Raw genomic sequence first — 18,950 nt, 5'->3', positions numbered from 1 at the left:
CTCATGCCGCCACCCCCTCCTGCCCCTGCCCCTGCTCCTGCTGCTTCCGCGGGCCCGTCAGCCGCAGGAAGACCTCGTCCAGCGTCGGCCTGCGCAGGGCGATGTCCTCGGCCTCGATCCCGGCCTCCTGGAGCACCTCCACGGTCCGGGCCAGCGCCGCCATCCGGTCCACCACCGGCGCGCTCACCAGCCGCCGGTACTCGTCCACGGCCGCCTCGCCCGGCAGCAGCGCCGCGGCCCGCCCCAGCTGGGACGCGTCCCGCAGCACCACATCGATCCGGTCGCCGCCGACCTCGGCCTTCAGCTCGTCCGCCGTGCCGCCCGCGATGGCCCTCCCCCGGTCGACCAGGGTGATGCGGTCGGCCAGTTGATCGGCCTCTTCGAGGTACTGGGTGGTGAGCAGCACGGTCGTGCCGCCGCCGACCAGGGAGCGCACGGCGTCCCACACATCGGCGCGGCCGCGCGGATCGAGGCCGGTCGTCGGCTCGTCCAGGAAGAGCACGGCGGGCTCGTTGCCGCCTCCCGTGCCCATGAGCGAGGCGGCCAGGTCGAGCCGGCGCCGCATCCCGCCGCTGTACTGCCCCACCGCCTTGCGGCCGGTGTCCGCGAGCCCGAAACGTTCGAGGAGCTCGTCCGCCCTCGTGCCCGCCCGCCGCGCGCCCAGGTGGTGGAGGCGCCCGAACATCTCCAGGTTCTGCCGGCCGCTGAGCTCCTCGTCGACGGCCGCGTGCTGGCCGAGGAGCCCGATCCGGCGGCGCACCTCGCGGGCCTGGGTACGTACGTCGTATCCCGCCACCCGCACCATGCCCTCGTCGTGGCGCAGCAATGTGGCGAGGATGCGGACCGTGGTCGTCTTTCCCGCCCCATTGGGGCCGAGCACGGCGTGCACCGTGCCGCCGCCGACCACCAGGTCGAGCCCGTCCAGCGCCTGCTTCCCGCCGAATCTCTTGCGCGCGCCCTCGACGACGATCGCGTCAGTCATCCCGCTCCTCCCGGCAAAACGCCCAGTAGTCAAACTTGACCACTGAATCGAAGGTAACCCCGGCCGCATCATTGGTCAAACTTGATTAGTGAAGGTCTCCCTCATGCGGGACACCCGTCGCGTACGGGTTCTCCTCGTCGTCGGCGAGCACCCCGACGAAGGGATCACCGGCCTCACCGGCGAAGACGTACGCGCCCCGCTCGATCCGCTCGATGAGGCCGCGCGTCCACTGGGCACCCGCGTCCGCCGAGTGCACCCACATGTGCATGATCTCCCCGATGTGACCCAGCCGTTCGGGGCCGCCCTCGGGCGTGTAGTGCTCCGTGACGGTCGCCCGCCACTCCTCCAGCTTCCGCACCCGCTGCCTGAGCAGGGCCACGGCCTCCTCGCGCGGCAGGTCGACGATGAAGCCGATCCCCGCCGACAGGACGTCCATCTTCTGGTCGTAGGCGGTCAGCGCCTCGCGCAGCAGCGCGAAGTACTCGGCCGTGCCCTGCTCCGTGAGCTCGTACTCGGTACGCGGGGGCCCGCCGGCCGTACTCGGCGCGGTCTCGTAGGCGTACAGCAGTCCCTGCTTCGCCATCTGCTTCAGCGCGTGATAGATCGAACCCGGCTTGCCGTTGGACCACTCATGCGCACCCCAGTACTCCAGGTCGTTGCGCACCTGGTAGCCGTGCGCCCGCCCGTGGCGGCGCACGGCACCGAGAACCAGAAGCCGGATCGCTGACATCGCCGCACTCTCCCTGATCAATCTGATCAATTCGACCAGGGTACGGCGGCCCTCAGCCCCGTTCGAGCGCGATCAGGTCGAAGGCGCCCTTGCCGTCCAGGGACTCACGGATGATGTCCGCGTGTCCGGCGTGCCGGGCGATCTCCTCGACGAGGTGGATCATCATCCAGCGCATCGACACCGCACCGTCCTTCGGGAACCAGGGAGCCGGCGGGAGTGGGAAGGTGTCGTCCAGGCTCGGCACCGAGCGGATGAACTTCTCCGTCTCCTTCGCCACACCGTCCCAGAAGGCGAGAACGCCGGGGATCGTCTCCCCCTCGACCAGCCGGAAGCTGTCGCCCCAGGTCTCCTCGGTGCGCTGCTTTTCGTTGGGCAGCTGCTGGGCCATGCGCAGCCAGTTCAGCTCCGTCTCGGCGACGTGCTTCAGCAGACCGGACAGGGACAGCTCACTGGCGCTCGGACGGCTCGCCGCCTGCTCCTCGGTCAGGCCGAGGACGGACCGGCGGACCGCGCCGCGCTGCGCCTCGACGAAGCCGATCAGCGCGCCGCGCTCGTCGCCCCTGTCCTCCGCGGGAACGTGAGTGACCATGGTGTCCACCTTCCGGTCCTGTCCGGGGAGGCCCTGCGCCTCCCTGACACCTCATAAGCTACGGACCCTTGAGGTCAGATCCTGTCCGCAATCCCGCACGGATCCGCGACTGCCCCAGGAAACCGCAACCCCCGGCACGTGCGCGCGACTTCCGCATGGACAAGGGCTCCCCACGCCGGCTCAGAAGGGGAAGCGCGTCCGCCCGTGCTGCACAGAGATCCACTTCTGGGTGGTGAACGCCTCGATCATCGCCTCACCGTTCAGGCGCCCGATGCCCGAGTGCTTCTCACCCCCGAACGGCACGATCGGCTCGTCGTTCACCGTGCCGTCGTTGATGTGGATCATCCCGGTGTGAATGCGCCGCGCCAGTCGCACGCCCCGCTCCACATCGCCGGTGTGCACGGCCCCGCTCAGCCCGTACGGCGTGTCGTTCGCGATCCGTACGGCCTCGTCCTCGCCGTCGAACGGCACGATCAGCGCCACCGGCCCGAAGATCTCCTGCCCCAGGACGGGCGCGTCCGCGGCGATCCCGCTCAGGACGGACGGGGAGACCAGGGTGCCCCGCGCACCGCCGTGCAGCAGCGCCGTCGCCCCCGCCGCGACGGTCTGGTCGACCAGCGACGTGACGGCCTCCGCCTGCTGGGAGTTGATCAGCGGGCCGATGTGGGTGGTGGGCTCGGCCGGGTCGCCGACGTTCAGTGTCTTCACCTTGGCCACGAACTTCTCGGTGAACTCCTGCTCCACCTTGCGGTCCACCAGGATCCGGTTGGCGGCCATGCAGACCTGCCCCTGGTGCACGAACCGGCTGAAGACCGCCGCGTCCACCGCGTAGTCGACATCGGCGTCGTCGAGCACGATCAGCGCGCTGTTGCCGCCCAGTTCCAGCACCACATGCTTGAAGTTCGCCGCACACACCGTGGCGACATGCCGTCCGACCCGGTCCGAGCCGGTGAAGGAGATGACCTTCGGCACCGGGTGCTCGATCAGCGCGTCACCGATCTCGGCGATGTCGGTGATCACCACATTGAGCAGGCCCGCGGGCAGACCCGCCTCCTCGAGCACCTTCGCCACCAGGGTGCCGCCGCAGATCGGCGTGTTCTGGTGCGGCTTGAGGACCACGGCGTTGCCCAGGGCCAGCGCCGGCGCGACCGACTTGATCGACAGCAGGAAGGGGAAGTTGAAGGGGCTGATGATCCCGACGACGCCGACGGGCAGCCGGTAGACGCGGTTCTCCTTGCCGTCGACCGGAGACGGCAGGATGCGCCCCTCGGGCCGCAGCGCCACATGCACGGCCTCGCGCAGGAACTCCTTGGCCAAATGCAGCTCGAAGGCGGCCTTCAGCCGTGTGCCGCCGAGCTCCGCGATGATCGTCTCGCTGATCTCCTGCTCGCGCTCCTCGACGATCCGCAGGGCCCGCTCGAAGACCAGCCGGCGGGCGTACGGGTTGGTCGCGGCCCAGGCGACCTGTGCGCGCTCCGCCGCCCGGTAGGCCTGGTCCACCTCATCGGCCGTGGCCACGGTGATCGACGCCAGCTTCTCCCCGCTGTACGGGTTGAAGTCGATGATGTCCCAGGAGCCGCTGCCGGGCTTCCACTCACCGTCGATGTACTGATGGGCCAGGTCGGTGAAGTAGGACATGAGACGGGACCCCTCATCGCCAAGGCGCAGCAGGCCGGTCCGACCGCTCACGCGAGCTCACAGCTGATGTCACGTCATCCTACTTATGAGTCAGGAGAGTTGGAGGAGACCCCTCAGAAGATCCCGGCTTTCGGCCGGATCGGGACTGTCCTCCTGGAGCCGCTCCATGACCCGCTCGTACTGGGCGACCTCCTCGCGCTTGTCGAGATAGAGGGCGCTGGTGAGCTGCTCCAGATAGACGATGTCGGAGAGGTCGGACTCGGGGAAGCGCAGCATCGTGAACGCGCCGCTCTCGCCCGCGTGGCCGCCGAAGCTGAACGGCATGACCTGGAGCGTGACGTTGGGATGCTCCGAGATCTCGATCAGATGCCTCAACTGGCCCTGCATCACGGCCCGGTCGCCGTACGGACGGCGCAGCGCCGCCTCGTCGAGCACGGCGTGGAAGCGCGGGGCGCGCTCGGAGACCAGTACCTTCTGGCGCTCCAGGCGCAGCGCGACCCGGCGCTCGATCTCGGCGCGCGGGGCGTCGGGGATGCCCCGGGCCACGACGGCGTGGGCGTACGCCTCGGTCTGCAACAGGCCGTGGACGAACTGGACTTCGTAGATCCGGATGAGCGAGGCGGCGCCTTCGAGGCCGACGTACGTCTGGAACCAGCCGGGGAGCACATCGCCGAAGCTGTGCCACCATCCGGCCACATTGGCCTCGCGGGCGAGACCCAGCAGCGAGGCGCGCTCCGTCTCGTCGCCCACGCCGTACAGCGTGAGAAGGTCCTCGACATCCCTGGCCTTGAAGCTCACCCTTCCCAACTCCATACGGCTGATCTTGGATTCGGATGCGCGGATCGAGTAGCCGGCCGCCTCGCGCGTGATGCCGCGCGATTCCCGCAGCCGCCTCAGCTGGGACCCCAGAAGGATCCGCCGCACCACAGACCCTCCTCCTGGCCCCTCGCCCCGGGGGTATCCCCAGGATTCACCTGCGGTCACGACTCCGGCCCTCCCCTTCGCGTCGGTGTGTTCACGTCTGCACGCCTGTCTCACGTCGGTGTGACGGAGCACCCCCGAACTCCGAGCCCCGGATTCTGCCACCAAAACGCTTCAGCCCGTACTCATTCGGTTACGGAAAGAGGAAGCGCCCGGCAACCCCCTGAAAGTAGTCCAGGGAAGATATGAGCAACAAACGGCACGGGCGGGGACGGATCCGGCGCGTGCACGTGCATCTGCCCTTGCATCCGCCCGGCGCATTCGGAACCATGGTCCTCGCGCACCTGCGTGCTCGTTCGTGTTGTAGCGTCACAGCCGCGATTCCCGGGAGTGCCTCGCATGGGGACGAATGGATCGACCATGCTCGAGCCGTTACGGCAGGGCCTTCCGCCGATCGATCCCGCGGCCGTCTCCACCTCCGCCTCCTGCGCCCTGCCCGCCCGCTTCGAAGCCGTCGGCGGCGCACGGAAGTTCACGAGATCGACACTCTGCCAGTGGGGTCTCGACGACCGTTTCGACGATGTCGCCCTCGTCGTCTCCGAGCTCGTGACGAACGCCCTGCGGCACGCCGTACCGGCCGAGGAGAGTGCCCACGGGTCAGCCGGCCGGGGAAGCGCGCAGGAGTCTCCCGTACGGCTGCACCTGATGCGCTGGACGACACGGCTGGTGTGCGCGGTGCGCGACCCCAGCCACTTCGGGCCGCAGACGCGGGAGTCCGAGGAGGACTTCGCCGCCGAGTCCGGCCGGGGGCTGTTCCTGGTCGATTCCTTCAGCGACAGCTGGGGCTGGCACCCGCTCGCCGGGACGCTGCACGGCAAGGTGGTCTGGGCGCTGTTCCGGCTGGGCTCCGAGCCGAGTGCGACGGGGCAGGCGTAGCCGCAGGCGCGTGGCGCGGTGGACGGTGCGGCGGTGACGCGTTGGACCCGTGAGGCGGCTGACCGGTGTCAGCCGCCTATCAGGTGGTCGAACTCCCCGTCCTTCACACCCAGCAACAGCGCCTCTATCTCCGCCGGCGTGTAGACAAGGGCGGGGCCGTCCGGGTGCCGTGAGTTGCGCACCGCCACGTCCCCGCCGGGCAGTTTGGCGAACTCCACGCACGAGCCCTGTGAGTTGCTGTGCCTGCTCTTCTGCCAGACGACCCCATGAAGTTCCGTGGCCGCCATGCCGTTGTACGCGTGGTGCACAGGAAGCTCCCCGAGATGCTTGGTGCAGGTGTCAACTTTCCCGGATCATAGCTGTGTTCATATGCCAATGCATGTGCAGATGCACGTGCACGCGAGGTGCCGCGATGACCACACCTACTGGGAAACGCCTCTCGGGGGCGGGCCGTTCCCAGGAAAGAGACGCAGGGAGCGTCCTTCCGGATCCCTCGCGGGCTAGCGGGTTACCGACACGTACGGAAGCAGGGCCATTTCCCGCGCGTTCTTGACGGCACGCGCGAGCTGACGCTGCTGCCGGGCGCTCACCCGGGTCACCCGGCGGCTGCGGACCTTGCCGCGATCCGAGATGAACTTCCGCAGCAGGTCGGTGTCCTTGTAATCGATGTACGTGACCTCGTCCCGGTCCAGCGGGTTGGGCCGGGTCCTGGGCGCGGGCCGCCGCGGGGGCTTGGGCATGGGTCAGACCTCCAGGAGGGTGTCGAAGGCGGGCGGCAGCAGCTTCCAGGCGGCGCGCCCGGCTGCGTATTCCGCGTCGGTGAGCAGGCAGGAGTCGAGCAAGTCGGCCAGCCCCTCGCGGTCGAGGCCGGGCGAGGTGAAGACCAGGTGCTGGCAGCGGTCCCCGTGCTCGGGTTGCCAGTCCAGGGCGGCCGCGGCCCGGCGCACCGGCGGGACCATCTCCCAGGCGGCGTCCGGCAGGGAGGCGAGCCAGGGCCCCGCGCTCTCCACACAGAGCGCGCCCCCCGCCGCTTCCCACGCCAGCAGCGTGTCGGGCCGGTCGGCGAGCCAGAACCGGCCGCGGCTGCGAACCGCGGCGCAGGTCAGGTCCTCGAGCGCCGCGTACAGCCGCTCGGGATGGAAGGGCCGGCGGCGGTGCCACACGAACGTGCCGACCCCGCTCGCGTCGGCCTCCTGCGGGAGCAGCGCGCAGGCGGGATGCTGGGCGGCGGCGGCCGCCTCGACGTCGAAGCCGGCCTGTGCGGCGGCGGCCAGATCCCCGCCGCCGGCTCCCTCGGCGTCGATGCGCACCTGGCGGGCGGTGGGGTGCAACTGCGCGAGCAGCGCGCGGTCCTCGTCGTCCGCCTCGTCGTGGTCGAGCACGGCGAGGACGGGGGCGTACTCGAGTTGCCGCGCCCAGGTGTCGGCGACCGTACGCTGATCGCCGGGGGCGGCGGCGAGTCCCGCGTCCATGAGGTCGTCGCCGTTGCCGAGGTAGGGCAGAAGCAGCGCCGGGTCGACCGCGGTGATGACGGCGGTGACGCGGAGTCCGGCGGACGCCACGACTTCGGCCATCGCCCTGGGCTCGACGGAGTCCCACAGCTCGACGACCGCGAGACGCGTCGGACCGCCGTCCGCGAGCCGCTCCAGCTCCGGGACGAGATCCTCGCGCAGCGCGCAGCAGGCGCAGTCGTTGACGAGGGGCGCCTCGCCGGTCGAGAGCGCACCGGTCGCGTCCCGGACGGTCCGGACGACGGTGCCCCGCACGGCCGTCGACAGGTCGTGGTGGAGCACGACGCTGCCGGGGACGGTGGCGAGCAGCCGGTCGACGGCGGCTCGGCGGGCGTCCGAGTGGAGCCCGCCGACGAGGGCGATGTTCATCGCGTGCCGTACCGCCGCTCGAACCGTTCCACCCGGCCGGCCGTGTCCAGCACGCGCGCGGTGCCGGTGTAGAAGGGGTGGCTCGCCGAGGAGATCTCGACGTCGATGACGGGGTAGGTCCGTCCGTCCTCCCACGCGACCGTCTTGTCGCTGGTGGCGGTGGAGCGGGTGAGGAAGGCGAAGTCCGCGGCCCTGTCGCGGAAGACGACCGGGCCGTACGCGGGATGGATGCCGGGCTGCATGGTGATCAGCGCTCCTCTCGGAAGTCGACGTGCCGACGGGCGACCGGGTCGTACTTGCGCAGGGTCATGCGGTCGGGGTCGTTGCGGCGGTTCTTGCGGGTGACGTAGGTGAATCCGGTGCCGGCGGTGGACCGGAGCCTGAGGATCGGGCGGAGCTCGTTGCGGGCCATGGGGCTAGAATAAATGGAAATGGTTTCCATTGCCAATAACGAGAGCGAGAGGTAGGTCACCTTGTCCGCCCACTGTCAGCTGACCGGCGCCCAGCCGGGCTTCGGCAACCGCGTCTCCCATTCGCACCGGCGCACGCCGCGCCGCTTCGACCCGAACATCCAGCGCAAGCGCTACTGGCTGCCGAGCGAGGGCCGGTACGTCCGCCTCACGCTCAGCACCAAGGCGGTCAAGACCGTCGACACGATCGGGATCGAGGCCGCCGTGGCCCGGATCCGCGCACGAGGAGTGAAGGTCTGATGGCGAAGAAGAGCAAGATCGCTCGCAACGAGCGGCGCCGCGAGGTCGTCGAGCGCTACGCCGCGCGGCGGGCCGAGCTGAAGGAGATCATCCGTCGGCCCTCCTCGACGGAGGCCGAACGGCTGGCCGCGCAAGGTGAGTTGCGTCGTCAGCCGCGTGACGCGAGCGCGACGCGGGTCCGCAACAGGGACGGCGTGGACGGCCGACCCCGGGGATTCCTGCGGAAGTTCGGACTGTCGAGGGTCCGGACGAGGCAGCAGGCACACGCCGGCTTCCTGCCGGGCGTACGCAAATCCTCCTGGTAGCTTGACGCGGTCTGTCGATCAACCGTTGTTTCCACAGGGGGACTTTCCGTGCTCAAGCGCGTACGTATCTGTGTCGCCGCCGCCGGCGTCGCGGCCGCTCTCGTCGTCACCGGCTGCTCCAGCGGCGGTGACGACGGTGGAAAGAAGGACCGGGCCGGCAGCGCCGGCGCCGAGAGCGGTGGCGGCCAGGGTGGTTCCACCGGCGGCACCGACAAGGACACCGGAGCGGACGTCAAGGACGGCAGCCTGGAAGGCGGCTGGATCTCGATGAAGACTCCGGGCAAGGGTGTCGTCCTCAGCGTCAAGAACAAGATGGCGATCCTGGTGGAGACCAGTACGGGCAAGAGCTGCCAGGGCAGCGCGGAGAACGGCACGCTCACGCTGTCCTGCCCGGACGGCGGTGAGCGCACCTCCGGTCGCGTGGAGTCCGTCGACGCCACGAGCCTGAAGGTCGCGTGGGACGGCGTCGGGACCGACACCTTCCAGAAGAGCGAGCCGGGCAAGCTGCCGACGGGGCTGCCCCACTCCTAGGGAGTGTCCGCAAAGCATCGCCGTCCGCCCGGAGCGCGGGGCCTGCGGGCCGGGCGAGACTTTGCGGACACGACCCAGGACCCGGGGCGACGAGCCCGGTCACCGGTCATGGGCCGCGGTCCCTCAAAGGGCCGCGGCCCTTCCTCGTCCAGAGCGGCCGAGAGGTCGTCCAGCGCCTCCAGGAGGAGCCCCGCGGCCTTGCGGAACACGGGATGGGGCGCGCCCTCCGCCTGCCCGCCCCCGCCACCGGGTGAGCGCCTCGCGGATCTCGTGGCGCAGGTCGCCCCCGGGGTCCGACACGAGCCAGGAGTGACCGGTCCCGCCGGCCGCCGATGCCCCTCCGCCTTACGACCCGATCGGCCGGTGCCGCCCCGGCATCCGCGCGCTGTCCGCCGCCGCTCTGCCGTCCTCCCACCCCGCCAGGTCCGTCGCCCCCCGCACCCGCGTCGCGACCGTCTCCGGGAACATCTCCTGGGCCCGGTCCACCACGGCGACGTCCCTCGCCGCGAGAACCGGCAGCAGGTCGTCGGAGGCGACGACGGCGCCCGCCGCGGCTGCGAGGCGGTCGCCGATCCGGGTCGCGTACGCCATCAGGAAGGACTGCCGGAAGGTCTTCGTCCGCTTACGGCCGCTGGCCCGCTGCCCCGCCTCCGCCTTCGTCATCGCGGCGGTCCCCTGGACCAGCAGGGACGTATGGAGCAGCTCGACCGCCTCCAGGTCGGCCTCGAAGCCGACGACCGTGGAGAAGCCGAGGGCGCTGTTCCACACGGCCCGGCAGCGGTTCGCCTCGGCGATCGCGTCCAACAGGATCGCCTTGGCCGTCTCGTACGGCGCGTCGATGCCGATCCGGCAGGCGCCGGGTACGTCGTGGGCGTGCGTCCGGTGGGCGAGCGCCGCCTCGTCGAGGCTGTGGCGGGCCATCAATTCCTGGGCCTTGGCCGTGAGCGCCTCGGCCTCCTCCGGGTAGCCGGTCGCCTCCGCCTTGGCCAGCAGTGCCCGGATGCGGCTCAGCATCCGCGGCTCGCCGGGGGCCGGCGGCGCGTGGAGCGACGCCCCGGGGGCCGGCCCGACGGGCTCGATCGCGGGGAGCCGGGCGAGAAGGCGGTACAGCTCCAGAACGGCCGAGGCATACGAGAAGCGGTCGGCGCGCCAGGGCTCCGCGGTGAGCTCGGCGAGTTCGGCCAACTGGGCGTCCCAGCGGGGCGGCAGCTGCTCGTACCGCCGGGTCTCGGACTCGATCAGGCCGGCGGCGAGACGCACATGACGCTCGTCGAGGTCGCGGCGGACGATCCGTACGACGTCGGCGGGCTGCCAGCCCCGCTGCCAGGCGCGGCGTACGAACTCCTCGCCGCGCCGCGCGAGTTCGGCGTCGGCGCCGGGGTCGGCGGCGAGCAGCGACGCGCCGGTGTCGAGGGCGGCGTCGCCGTCGATGTACAGCGCCGCTGCCAGGGCCTGTTCGGTGGTGCTGCTGCTCACGTCTGCTTCTCGTCCCATTCCCGGCGGGATTCGGCGATCACGGCGCGATGGTCGAGCGACCAGTCGATCAGCGCCTTGATCAGGTGGGTCATGCTGTGGCCGGTCCCGGTCAGCTCGTACTCGACCTGGGGCGGGATGGTGGGGTGGACGGTCCGGGTGACGAGACCGTCGCGCTCCAGCCGACGCAGGGTGAGGGTGAGCATCCGCTGGGAGATGCCCGTCACGAGCCGCTGCAGCTCCTTGAACCGCTTGACCCCGGCGGCGAGCTCGACGACGACGTGCACGGTCCACTTGTCGCCGAGCCGGTCCTGAACGTCCCGTACGCCGCACTCCTCGGCGCAGCTGACCAAGGGATCGGTGGTCGGGGTGGTTACCCCGGTGTGCCCCACTGACATCGAAGTGCCTCCTTTTGCGATCACGCGCCGCCCCACAAGATGGTCCCAGCCATCGAACAGAACCACGAACACGGACCGGCCCTCGAGCACGGCCGGCTCACGTGCACAGCGCGGCCGGACCGGGCCCGAAGACCCGGACCGCACACTCAGGGGGACCCTTCCATGCTGCTCATCACCGGTGTCTCGGGCGGGCTCGGCAAGCTGATCGCGGAGCGCGTCGCCGGGCGCGACGACGTCGTCCTCGGCACCCGCGGCGACGTCCCGGGCGCCCGCCGCGTCGACTTCGACGACCCGGCGTCCCTGCCCGACGCGCTGACCGGCGTCGACACGCTGCTGCTGATCTCGGCGGGGTACGGAGAGGACGACACGGTCGTCGCCCGCCACGAGGCGGCCATCTCCGCCGCCGAGAAGGCGGGCGTGGGCCACATCGTCTACACCTCGCTCTCGGGCGACGGCGACCACCTCGCTTACGCCCTGCCGCACCGCTGGACCGAGCGCCGGCTGCGGCGGTCCTCCGTGCCGTGGACGATCCTGCGCAACGGCCTGTACGCCGAGATGCTGGTGTGGCTCGCCACCCCGGACGCGGACGGTCGGATCACCGCGCCCCTGGGCGACGGGCGCCTGGCGGCCGTCGCGCGGGAGGACCTCGCCGAGATCGCGGTCCGGGTGGCGACGGACCCGGCGCCGCACGGGGGCAGGGTCTACGAACTGGTCGGTGAAGTCCCCCTGGGCGGCACGGACCTGGCGGCCGCGCTCTCGGCCACCTACGAGCCCTCGACCCTGGCGGAGGCCCGCGCCTCGATCGCCGCGTCGGGCGCGGAGGGCTTCCAGGTCCCGATGCTGACCGGCACGTACTCGGCGATCGCCCATGGCTTCCTGGACGGCGCGGACATCGCGAACGACCTGCGGACACTGCTGGGCCGGGAGCCGCTGTCGGCGCTGGAGGTGTACGCGAAGGCGGCCCGAGGATGAGTCCCGGGGTCCGCTAATCTCACGCACGGATGTACGAGGGGGAGGACCCGCGTTGCGTAAGAGCAGCAGATTCATCACCGCCGCACTGGTGCCCACGCTGACCCTGGGGGTCGTCGGTCTGGGCATCGCCGCCACCACCGTCCTGGCGACGGCGACGGTGGCAGCGGCGGCGCAGACCGGGCCGTGGAGTGCGCCGACCGCACTGACCGGCCTCGGGGACTTCGTCACCGTCGTCGACGTACGGACGACCACGGACGGCAGGACGGTGGCCGTCTGGGAGCGCGCGTTCCAGGAGACGGCCGACTCCGAGCTGTGGACCGCCGTCCGCCCGGCGGGAAGCGCCGTGTGGGGCACTGCGCACCGGCTGAGCCTGCTGCCGGAGGGGCGGCGGGGCATCGAGGTGGTGCCCGCGGCGGACGGCTCGGTCACCGTCACCTGGGTGAACGAACTCGAGTCCGGCATGGCCCTGCGCACGTCGACGCTGCCCAAGGGCTCGACCACGTGGTCCGCCGCCGACGACATCGCGACGAGCACGAGCATCGGCGAAATCGCCTACGCGGGAAGCCCGTCCGGCAAGAGCGTGGCGGTCTGGCGGGGCAACGGCGGTCGGGACGGCACCCTGTACGTCTCCGAGCGCACGGGTCCCGGCGGAACCTGGTCGGCGCCGGCCGTGCTGGTCGCCGGCGACGGATGGTGGCCCCAGGCCGCGGTCGCGCCCGACGGGGCGGTCACGGTCGTCTGGAACCATTCGGTCGAGGCCGGCCAGACGGTGAAGACCGTCCACAAGGCAGCCGGTGCCACGGCATGGACCGCGGCGAAGGACCTCTCCGCCACCAATGACGGCGGCGCCCCGCTGCTGTCCCTGGCCGCCGACGGCACCACCTCCGTGGCCTGGGTCGCCATCAAGGAGGGCGAGACCACGGACATCGACGTGGTGTCCGTCGTCCGTCCCGCGGGAAGCACGGCGTGGGGGGCGCCCGAGAGGATCCAGTCCTCCGACATGGCCCAGCTCCGCGCGCCGCTGATCGCGCCGAACGGTGAGATCACGCTCGCCTGGGTCGACTACCGCGAGGCCGGCGGTGTGGGCGTGCGCACCTCCACGCGCTCCGCCACGGGTGGCTGGTCACCGGTCAAGACCCTCTCCACCGGTTACGTCCCCGAGCAGTTCGACGCCGCCATCGGCGCCGACGGGACGGTCCAGGTGGGCTGGGCCCAGGACGCCACGACGGAGGAGAACAGCCCCCGGGTCTTCTCCACCGCCGCGCGGATCAACGGCACATGGACGGCTCCCACCAAGCTCAGCAAGGCCCCCTCCGGCTACGCCGAGGGCGCGGTCGCCGTCGCCCCCGACGGCAACGCCACCGCCGTCTGGGCGCAGGACGACCAGCTGTGGACGGCCGGCACCGGCCTGACGACGACCCCGCCCACGCCGACTCCGGCCAAGCGCCGGGACTACGTCGGCGCCGACGGGTTCCCCGACCTGTACGCGCGGACGTCGACCGGTGGCCTGTCCGTCTACAAGGGCAACGCCTCCCAGACCTTCTCCGCGCAGGTCAGCGGCGGCACCTGGCCCACCACCTCGGTCCTCATCCCCTTCGGGGACCTGAACGCCGACGGCTGCAACGACACGCTCGTGCGCAACAGCGCGGGCGAGATGCACCGGTACAGCCCCAGGTGCGGCGAGGCCGTCACCCCCCAGTCCCCCGCGCTGAAGCTCAGCACCGGCTGGAACGCCTTCGACGGCTTCTCCTACTCCGGGGACTTCAACCGTGACGGCCTTCCCGACCTGATCGCCCGCCAGATCTCCACGGGCGACCTGTACATGTTCGCCGGCACGAAGTCCGGGACCCTCACGCGTACGGGAAGGGTCGGCACCAGCTGGAAGTCCCTGACCATCGTGGGCGCCGGTGACCTCAACGGCGACAAGGTGGGCGACCTCCTCGCGCGGACGACCGGCGGCGACCTCTACCGGTACTACGGCACGGGAACCGGCGCCATCGGCTCCGGCGCCAAGATCGGCAGTGGCTGGGGCGGCATGGTCAACTTCGTCGGCGTCGGTGACCTCACGGGCGACCGCAAGGACGACATCCTCGGCCGCACGACCGGCGGTGACCTGTACCGCTACGCGGGCAACGGCACCGGCGGCATCGGCTCGGGCGTGAAGATCGGCACCGGCTGGAAGGCGTTCACCAGCATCGGCTGACGCCGCTCGCCCGGCTGTCACAGGCCACTGTTACGTTGGCGCACACGTGTACGTAGGCATGTGCCCGTGAGCACGTGCACAGGGGGGAACTCGTGTTTCGCAACAGTGGGTTGGTGACAGCCGCGCTGGTACCCGCGCTGGCCCTGGGGGGCTTCGGCGTGGGTACCGCGGCCGCGACGGTACTGGCCACGGCCTCGGTCGCCGCGGCCGCGGACGCCGGGTCGTGGAGCACACCGACGGCCCTGACCGGCACCGAGAAGTACAGCCGGCTCGCCGATGTGGCGACCATGGCCAACGGGGACACGGTCGCGCTGTGGTACCGGACGCTCGCCGTCCCCTCCTCGGAAGAGGAGGTCTGGGCCGCCGTGCGGCCCGCCAAGAGCACCAAGTGGGGCCCTTCGCAGCTGCTGGGCCATATCGCGGTACCCGAATTCCACGTCGCCCGACTGGCCGCCGCGGACGACGGCTCGGTCACGGCGATGTGGGTCGAGCGGCCCGACGCGACCTCCGTGCTCCGCGAGATCCGCACCACGGTGCTGAAGCCCGGCGCCACCGCGTGGGCACCCGCCGCGACCGTCGGTACGACGACCCCGATCCAGGACCTGAGCCTGTCGGTGACCGCCAACGGCCGTGCCGTGGCGGTGTGGCACGGGAACTCCAGGAACGGCACCGGGTACGAAATCCTCGCCGCCGAGCGTGCCCACGCCGACGCGAGCTGGTCGCAGCCGGTCCGGGTCGCGTTCAGCGAGACCGGGGGCGCCTCCGAACCCCGGGCCGTGGTGGCCCGTGACGGCGCGGCCACGGTGACATGGAGCGAATCCGGCGCGGCCGGACGGTTCGTGAAGACCGCCGACAAGACCGGAAGCGGCCCGTGGAGCGCCCCGAGGACGATCGGCGATCCGGCGCGGAGCGGGCACTCCGCCACGCTGGGCGTGACCGGTGACGGCACCTTCGTCGTCACCTGGCAGCAGTCCGGGGCGTCCGCCTCCGAGAGGGTGCTGATCTCGGCGCGGCGCAAGGCGGCCGACCGGGACTGGGTGCTCGCCGAGGCCGTCGCGACCCGCACGCGCGACTTCCGGACCTCCTCCCCCCTGATCGGCCCGAACGGCGACGTCACGCTGGTCTGGTCGGACGCGGGCGGCTCGGGGCCGTACGCCATCCACACCTCGACCCGCTCCGAGACCACCGGCGCGTGGTCCGCGCCGAAGGCGCTGTCGACGGACGCCGCCCGGGAGGAGTTCGACGCCGCCATCGGCACCGACGGGACCGTAAGGCTGGGCTGGGCGCAGAACGCGCCGGGTCTCACGGGCGAGGTGTTCGTCACCGCCTCGATGTCTGCCGGCACCTGGTCCGCGCCGAAGACCCTCAGCGTGGCCGCCTCCCACTACGCCGGGGGCCATGTCGCCGTCGCCTCCGACGGGAACGTCTCCGCCGTGTGGAACCAGCGCGGGCAGCTGTGGGCGGCGGGAACTGGGCTGACCGCACCCGGGACCCCGAAGCCGCCGGCCGAGCGCCGCGACCACGTGGGCGCCGACGGCTTCCCCGACCTCTTCGCGCAGAGCCCTTCCGGCGCGCTGCTCCTCTACAAGGGCAACGCGAGCCAGGTCGTGTCCGCGAAGGTCGAGGGCGGCACATGGCCCACGACCTCCACACTGGTGCCCTTCGGAGATCTGGACGGCGACGGCTGCAACGACACCCTGGTGCGCAACGCGGCCGGGGAGCTGCACCGGTACACCCCCCGGTGCGGTGAACCCGTCACGCCGCAGACCCCGGCCGCGAGGATCGCCACCGGCTGGAACGGATTCGATTCCTTCGCCTCTTCCGGCGACCTCACCGGTGACGGCCTCCCGGACCTGGCCGCCCGGCAGACGAGCACCGGTGATCTCTTCCTGTACGCGGGCACGATCGACGGTGGCCTCAGCCATGTCGGGAAGATCGCGTCCGGGTGGACGGCGGTGACAGTCGTCGGCGCCGGCGATCTCAACGGAGACCGCCACGGCGACCTGGTGACGAAGGACGCCTCCGGGAACCTGCTGGCGTACTACGGCACCGGCAAGGGCACCATCGGCTCCGGCACCAGGATCGGCACCGGATGGGGCAGCTTCACCGACATCGTGGGGATCGGTGACCTCACCGGGGACGGCAAGGACGACATCGTCGGCCGTCACACCAGCGGCGATCTCTACCGGTACGCCGGAAACGGCACCGGCGGGGTCGGTTCCGGAACCAGGATAGGCACCGGCTGGAAGGCCTTCGGCAGCATCCGCTGACACGTACGGAGCCTCGGAGGCGGCCTTGGGGAGGGGCCCTGAGGAGCCCTGGGGGAGAGTCCTGAGTGTCCCTGGGAGAGGGCAGGTTCTACCCCAGGGACACCTCTCCACGGCCGTGATCCGCGCCGCGGCAGCCGGTTCGCTTGGGGCATGGCCTCAACAGCCGTACGCATCAGGCACGTTCGCCGCACCAGTGAGCGGCGGCTGACGCTGCTGCGGCGGGCCGGGCGACGCCCGTCCCGTGGGCAGGTGCGCGCGGCTCTGGAGCGGGTGGGCCTCGCTGAGCGGACGGACACCGGCCCGCGGAGATGTCGGGCGGGCAGCCGCGCGTGGCGCTCGCGCGGGCGCTGATCACACGTCCGGCGGTGCTGTTCGGGGACGGGCTGCCCCGCATGCCAGACCGTCCACAGCCTGTGGATACCGAACTCGCACACGAGCTCCGCGCCGGGCCTCGAACCGGAGCGGGATGCCGAAGCGCTCATGACCGTGAACGCGCTCCTCGGCACCGCGGGAGGCGTCACCGCCTTCGTCGCGGTCGCGGCCGTCAACCTCGCGGGCCTGGTCGCGGCCCTCGCCTCACTGGCCGCGCCGGTGACTCCGGCGGTGCCATGGTCCATGGTGGGCGCGGCGGACGGTGCCTGCGCGCTGATCGCGGTGGTGGCGGGCGCTACTGCAGGCGTGGCGGCTGACAGGTCACGAGAGGACGGGCATGGGTGAGAACAAGCGTCGGATGCTGGCCGGCGAGTGGTACCTGCCGGACGACCCCGAGCTGGACGCGGACACCGAACGGCGCTTCGCGCTCTGCGCCGCGTACAACGCCGACGACGGAGCCCCTCCCGCCGAACGGTCCCGCATTCTGGCCGAGTTGCTGGGCTCCGTGGGCGAGGACGTGCGCATCCGGCCCCCGTTCCGGTGCGACTACGGCCGGTACATCACCGTCGGAGACCGTACGTTCGTGAACTTCAATGCCGTCTTCCTGGACGCCGCGCCGATCACCATCGGATCCGATGTACAGATCGGGCCGAACGTCCAACTCCTCACCCCCACCCACGAGCTGGACGCCGAGCGGCGCCGGGCGGGCTGGGAGAAGGCGGAGCCGATCACGATCGGCGACAACGTCTGGCTGGGCGGCGGGGTGATCGTCTGTCCCGGAGTGACGATCGGCGCGAACACGGTGGTGGGCGCCGGTGCCGTGGTCACGAAGGACCTGCCCGCAGGTGTACTGGCGGTGGGGAACCCGGCGCGGGTCGTACGGGCCTTGGACTAGCCAGGGCGGGAGGAGGCGGCGCCCACCCCCGTGGGGCGCCACCCTCCGCCCAGGACCGTCAAGGCGACCAGGAGCGTCAGGGCCGTCAGAACTGTCAGGACCGCCAGGACCATCGAGCCCATCAGGGCCATCAAGGCATCAGGGCGTCAGGGCGTCAGGGCTTGATGATCAGCTTGCCGCGCGCGTGGCCCGACTCGCTCAACTCCTGCGCCTTGGCCGCGTCCGCCAGTTCGAAGACCTCCGCGATCCGGACGTCCAGTCGGCCCTCCGCGGCCAGCCGGGCGTGTTCGGCCAGACCCGTGACGACCGCGGCCGGGTCCGTGGCGCCGCCGGAGAAGACGACTCCGTGCGCGGCCGCGTCGGGATCGGCGATGGTGACGACGCGCTCGGCGGAGCCCGCCAGCTCGATGGAGAGCGGCAGGACGCCCTGACCGGCTGTGTCGAACACAGCGTCCACACCCTGGGGCGCGGCGGCCCTGATCCGCTCGGCGACCCCGTCCCCGTACTCGACCGGGACCGCCCCCAGAGAGCGCAGGTGGTCGTGGTTCGGGAGCGAGGCCGTGCCCACGACGGTGATCCCCGCGGCCACCGCGAGCTGCACGGCGACAGAGCCGACCACGCCCGCCGCGCCGTGCACCAGCAGCGTCTCACCCTCCTTCACCCGCAGCAGGTCGAGGACGCGCTGGGCGGTCTCGCCGGCCACCGGAAGGGACGCGGCCCGCTCCCAGGACAGGCCCGCGGGCTTGCGGACGATGTCACCGGCGATGGCGTACTCGGCGTAGGCGCCGGTCCGCGTCCAGCCCAGGACCTCGTCCCCGACGGCGACATGGGTGACGCCCCCGCCGACGGCGTCCACGGTTCCGGCGAACTCCAGGCCGGGGATCATGGGGAAGGTCGACGGGTAGAACTCCTCGACCCAGCCGTTGCGGCGCTTGTAGTCCAGCGGGTTGACGCCCACGGCCACCACCTTGACCCGGACCTCACCGGCTGCCGGCTGCGGCTTCTCGGCCTGCTCGTGGCGCAGTACGTCCGGTCCGCCGAACTCGTCGTAAACGATCGCTTCCATGTCGGTCTCCCCGCTGTGACGGCTTGTTGATACTTGTCCAGGTCCTCTGAGGGCCTGCTGAGGGCCCATTGAGTGCCTG

General features: G+C 71.3%; 22 protein-coding genes and 1 pseudogene. 10 read left to right on the top strand and 13 right to left on the bottom strand.

Annotation, left to right across the window (positions count from 1 at the left end; all coding sequences use genetic code 11):
* Position 1: 1 nt before the first annotated feature.
* The 5 genes from ACZ5VC_RS16590 to ACZ5VC_RS16570 form a co-directional block, all read right to left on the bottom strand.
* Positions 2-982 carry an ATP-binding cassette domain-containing protein gene (locus tag ACZ5VC_RS16590; protein ID WP_469120733.1) on the bottom strand — a complete coding sequence of 327 codons (981 nt, stop codon included), beginning with the start codon at positions 980-982 and terminating at the stop codon, positions 2-4.
* 85 nt (positions 983-1,067) lie between these two features.
* The gene (locus tag ACZ5VC_RS16585) at positions 1,068-1,712 is read right to left on the bottom strand and encodes a PadR family transcriptional regulator (RefSeq protein ID WP_469120732.1); all 645 of its coding nucleotides are present in this window, start codon (positions 1,710-1,712) and stop codon (positions 1,068-1,070) included.
* 52 nt (positions 1,713-1,764) lie between these two features.
* Positions 1,765-2,301 (bottom strand): DinB family protein, encoded by a 537-nt coding sequence (locus tag ACZ5VC_RS16580; RefSeq protein WP_469120731.1) that lies wholly within the window; start codon positions 2,299-2,301, stop codon positions 1,765-1,767.
* A gap of 180 nt (positions 2,302-2,481) precedes the next feature.
* Positions 2,482-3,939 carry an aldehyde dehydrogenase family protein gene (locus ACZ5VC_RS16575; RefSeq protein WP_469120730.1) on the bottom strand — a complete coding sequence of 486 codons (1,458 nt, stop codon included), beginning with the start codon at positions 3,937-3,939 and terminating at the stop codon, positions 2,482-2,484.
* A 90-nt stretch (positions 3,940-4,029) separates the two neighbouring features.
* Entirely contained in the window at positions 4,030-4,923 is an 894-nt protein-coding gene (locus ACZ5VC_RS16570; RefSeq protein WP_469120729.1) for a helix-turn-helix domain-containing protein, read from the bottom strand.
* A 336-nt stretch (positions 4,924-5,259) separates the two neighbouring features.
* Here ACZ5VC_RS16570 and ACZ5VC_RS16565 point away from each other — a divergent pair, with 336 nt between their 5' ends.
* Complete coding sequence (locus ACZ5VC_RS16565; protein WP_469120728.1) at positions 5,260-5,796, top strand: ATP-binding protein; 537 nt, start codon at positions 5,260-5,262, stop codon at positions 5,794-5,796.
* A gap of 68 nt (positions 5,797-5,864) precedes the next feature.
* Here the strand turns inward: ACZ5VC_RS16565 and ACZ5VC_RS16560 are convergent, their stop codons facing one another.
* The 5 genes from ACZ5VC_RS16560 to rpmG all read right to left on the bottom strand — a co-directional run bounded on the left by ACZ5VC_RS16560 (position 5,865) and on the right by rpmG (position 8,088).
* Positions 5,865-6,104, bottom strand: coding sequence for a DUF397 domain-containing protein (locus ACZ5VC_RS16560; protein ID WP_468711434.1), 240 nt, complete (start codon positions 6,102-6,104; stop codon positions 5,865-5,867).
* Between the two features lie 192 nt (positions 6,105-6,296).
* The gene (rpsR, locus tag ACZ5VC_RS16555) at positions 6,297-6,536 is read right to left on the bottom strand and encodes a 30S ribosomal protein S18 (protein ID WP_469120727.1); all 240 of its coding nucleotides are present in this window, start codon (positions 6,534-6,536) and stop codon (positions 6,297-6,299) included.
* Positions 6,537-6,539: 3 nt separating this feature from the next.
* Positions 6,540-7,676 carry a CobW family GTP-binding protein gene (locus ACZ5VC_RS16550; RefSeq protein ID WP_469120726.1) on the bottom strand — a complete coding sequence of 379 codons (1,137 nt, stop codon included), beginning with the start codon at positions 7,674-7,676 and terminating at the stop codon, positions 6,540-6,542.
* Positions 7,673-7,918, bottom strand: coding sequence for a type B 50S ribosomal protein L31 (locus ACZ5VC_RS16545; protein ID WP_469120725.1), 246 nt, complete (start codon positions 7,916-7,918; stop codon positions 7,673-7,675). Before ACZ5VC_RS16545 ends, ACZ5VC_RS16550 begins: the two co-directional genes overlap by 4 nt.
* 5 nt (positions 7,919-7,923) lie before the next feature.
* Positions 7,924-8,088 (bottom strand): 50S ribosomal protein L33, encoded by a 165-nt coding sequence (gene rpmG / locus ACZ5VC_RS16540; protein ID WP_469120724.1) that lies wholly within the window; start codon positions 8,086-8,088, stop codon positions 7,924-7,926.
* Between the two features lie 61 nt (positions 8,089-8,149).
* Between rpmG and rpmB the strand changes: the two genes are divergently transcribed.
* From rpmB to ACZ5VC_RS16525, 3 genes are read left to right on the top strand one after another with little or no spacing between them, the layout of a single operon-like run.
* Positions 8,150-8,386, top strand: a complete 237-nt coding sequence (rpmB, locus tag ACZ5VC_RS16535; RefSeq protein WP_469120723.1) for a 50S ribosomal protein L28 — start codon at positions 8,150-8,152, stop codon at positions 8,384-8,386.
* The gene (gene rpsN, locus ACZ5VC_RS16530; protein ID WP_469120722.1) at positions 8,386-8,691 is read left to right on the top strand and encodes a 30S ribosomal protein S14; all 306 of its coding nucleotides are present in this window, start codon (positions 8,386-8,388) and stop codon (positions 8,689-8,691) included. The genes rpmB and rpsN overlap by 1 nt, the downstream gene beginning before the upstream one ends.
* Positions 8,692-8,739: 48 nt before the next feature.
* Positions 8,740-9,222: a hypothetical protein gene (locus ACZ5VC_RS16525; RefSeq protein ID WP_469120721.1), complete on the top strand. Its 483-nt coding sequence runs from the start codon at positions 8,740-8,742 to the stop codon at positions 9,220-9,222.
* Positions 9,223-9,567: 345 nt separating this feature from the next.
* Here ACZ5VC_RS16525 and ACZ5VC_RS16520 read toward each other — a convergent pair whose 3' ends face one another.
* Both ACZ5VC_RS16520 and ACZ5VC_RS16515 read right to left on the bottom strand, forming a co-directional pair.
* Positions 9,568-10,698, bottom strand: a complete 1,131-nt coding sequence (locus ACZ5VC_RS16520) for a DUF2786 domain-containing protein (protein ID WP_469120720.1) — start codon at positions 10,696-10,698, stop codon at positions 9,568-9,570.
* Positions 10,695-11,093, bottom strand: a complete 399-nt coding sequence (locus tag ACZ5VC_RS16515; protein WP_469120719.1) for a winged helix-turn-helix transcriptional regulator — start codon at positions 11,091-11,093, stop codon at positions 10,695-10,697. The genes ACZ5VC_RS16520 and ACZ5VC_RS16515 overlap by 4 nt, the downstream gene beginning before the upstream one ends.
* Before the next feature lie 162 nt (positions 11,094-11,255).
* Here ACZ5VC_RS16515 and ACZ5VC_RS16510 point away from each other — a divergent pair, with 162 nt between their 5' ends.
* The 6 genes and pseudogenes from ACZ5VC_RS16510 to ACZ5VC_RS16485 all read left to right on the top strand — a co-directional run bounded on the left by ACZ5VC_RS16510 (position 11,256) and on the right by ACZ5VC_RS16485 (position 17,805).
* The gene (locus ACZ5VC_RS16510) at positions 11,256-12,065 is read left to right on the top strand and encodes an NAD(P)H-binding protein (protein WP_469120718.1); all 810 of its coding nucleotides are present in this window, start codon (positions 11,256-11,258) and stop codon (positions 12,063-12,065) included.
* A gap of 52 nt (positions 12,066-12,117) precedes the next feature.
* Positions 12,118-14,268, top strand: a complete 2,151-nt coding sequence (locus tag ACZ5VC_RS16505) for an FG-GAP repeat domain-containing protein (protein WP_469120717.1) — start codon at positions 12,118-12,120, stop codon at positions 14,266-14,268.
* Between the two features lie 113 nt (positions 14,269-14,381).
* Entirely contained in the window at positions 14,382-16,538 is a 2,157-nt protein-coding gene (locus ACZ5VC_RS16500) for an FG-GAP repeat domain-containing protein (protein WP_469120716.1), read from the top strand.
* A gap of 213 nt (positions 16,539-16,751) precedes the next feature.
* Positions 16,752-16,918, top strand: a pseudogene (locus ACZ5VC_RS16495) (ABC transporter ATP-binding protein); the annotation flags it as partial.
* Between the two features lie 100 nt (positions 16,919-17,018).
* Positions 17,019-17,255, top strand: a complete 237-nt coding sequence (locus tag ACZ5VC_RS16490) for a hypothetical protein (RefSeq protein WP_469120827.1) — start codon at positions 17,019-17,021, stop codon at positions 17,253-17,255.
* Complete coding sequence (locus ACZ5VC_RS16485; RefSeq protein ID WP_469120715.1) at positions 17,248-17,805, top strand: sugar O-acetyltransferase; 558 nt, start codon at positions 17,248-17,250, stop codon at positions 17,803-17,805. Before ACZ5VC_RS16490 ends, ACZ5VC_RS16485 begins: the two co-directional genes overlap by 8 nt.
* Positions 17,806-17,959: 154 nt before the next feature.
* Here the strand turns inward: ACZ5VC_RS16485 and ACZ5VC_RS16480 are convergent, their stop codons facing one another.
* On the bottom strand, positions 17,960-18,871 hold the full coding sequence (locus ACZ5VC_RS16480) for an NADP-dependent oxidoreductase (RefSeq protein WP_469120714.1): 912 nt from the start codon (positions 18,869-18,871) through the stop codon (positions 17,960-17,962).
* Positions 18,872-18,950 lie beyond the last annotated feature (79 nt).

The organism is Streptomyces sp. NPDC033174 (assembly GCF_055577795.1).
The sequence above is the reverse complement of the archived record's forward strand: the minus strand, read 5'-3'. Positions and strand labels throughout refer to the sequence as shown.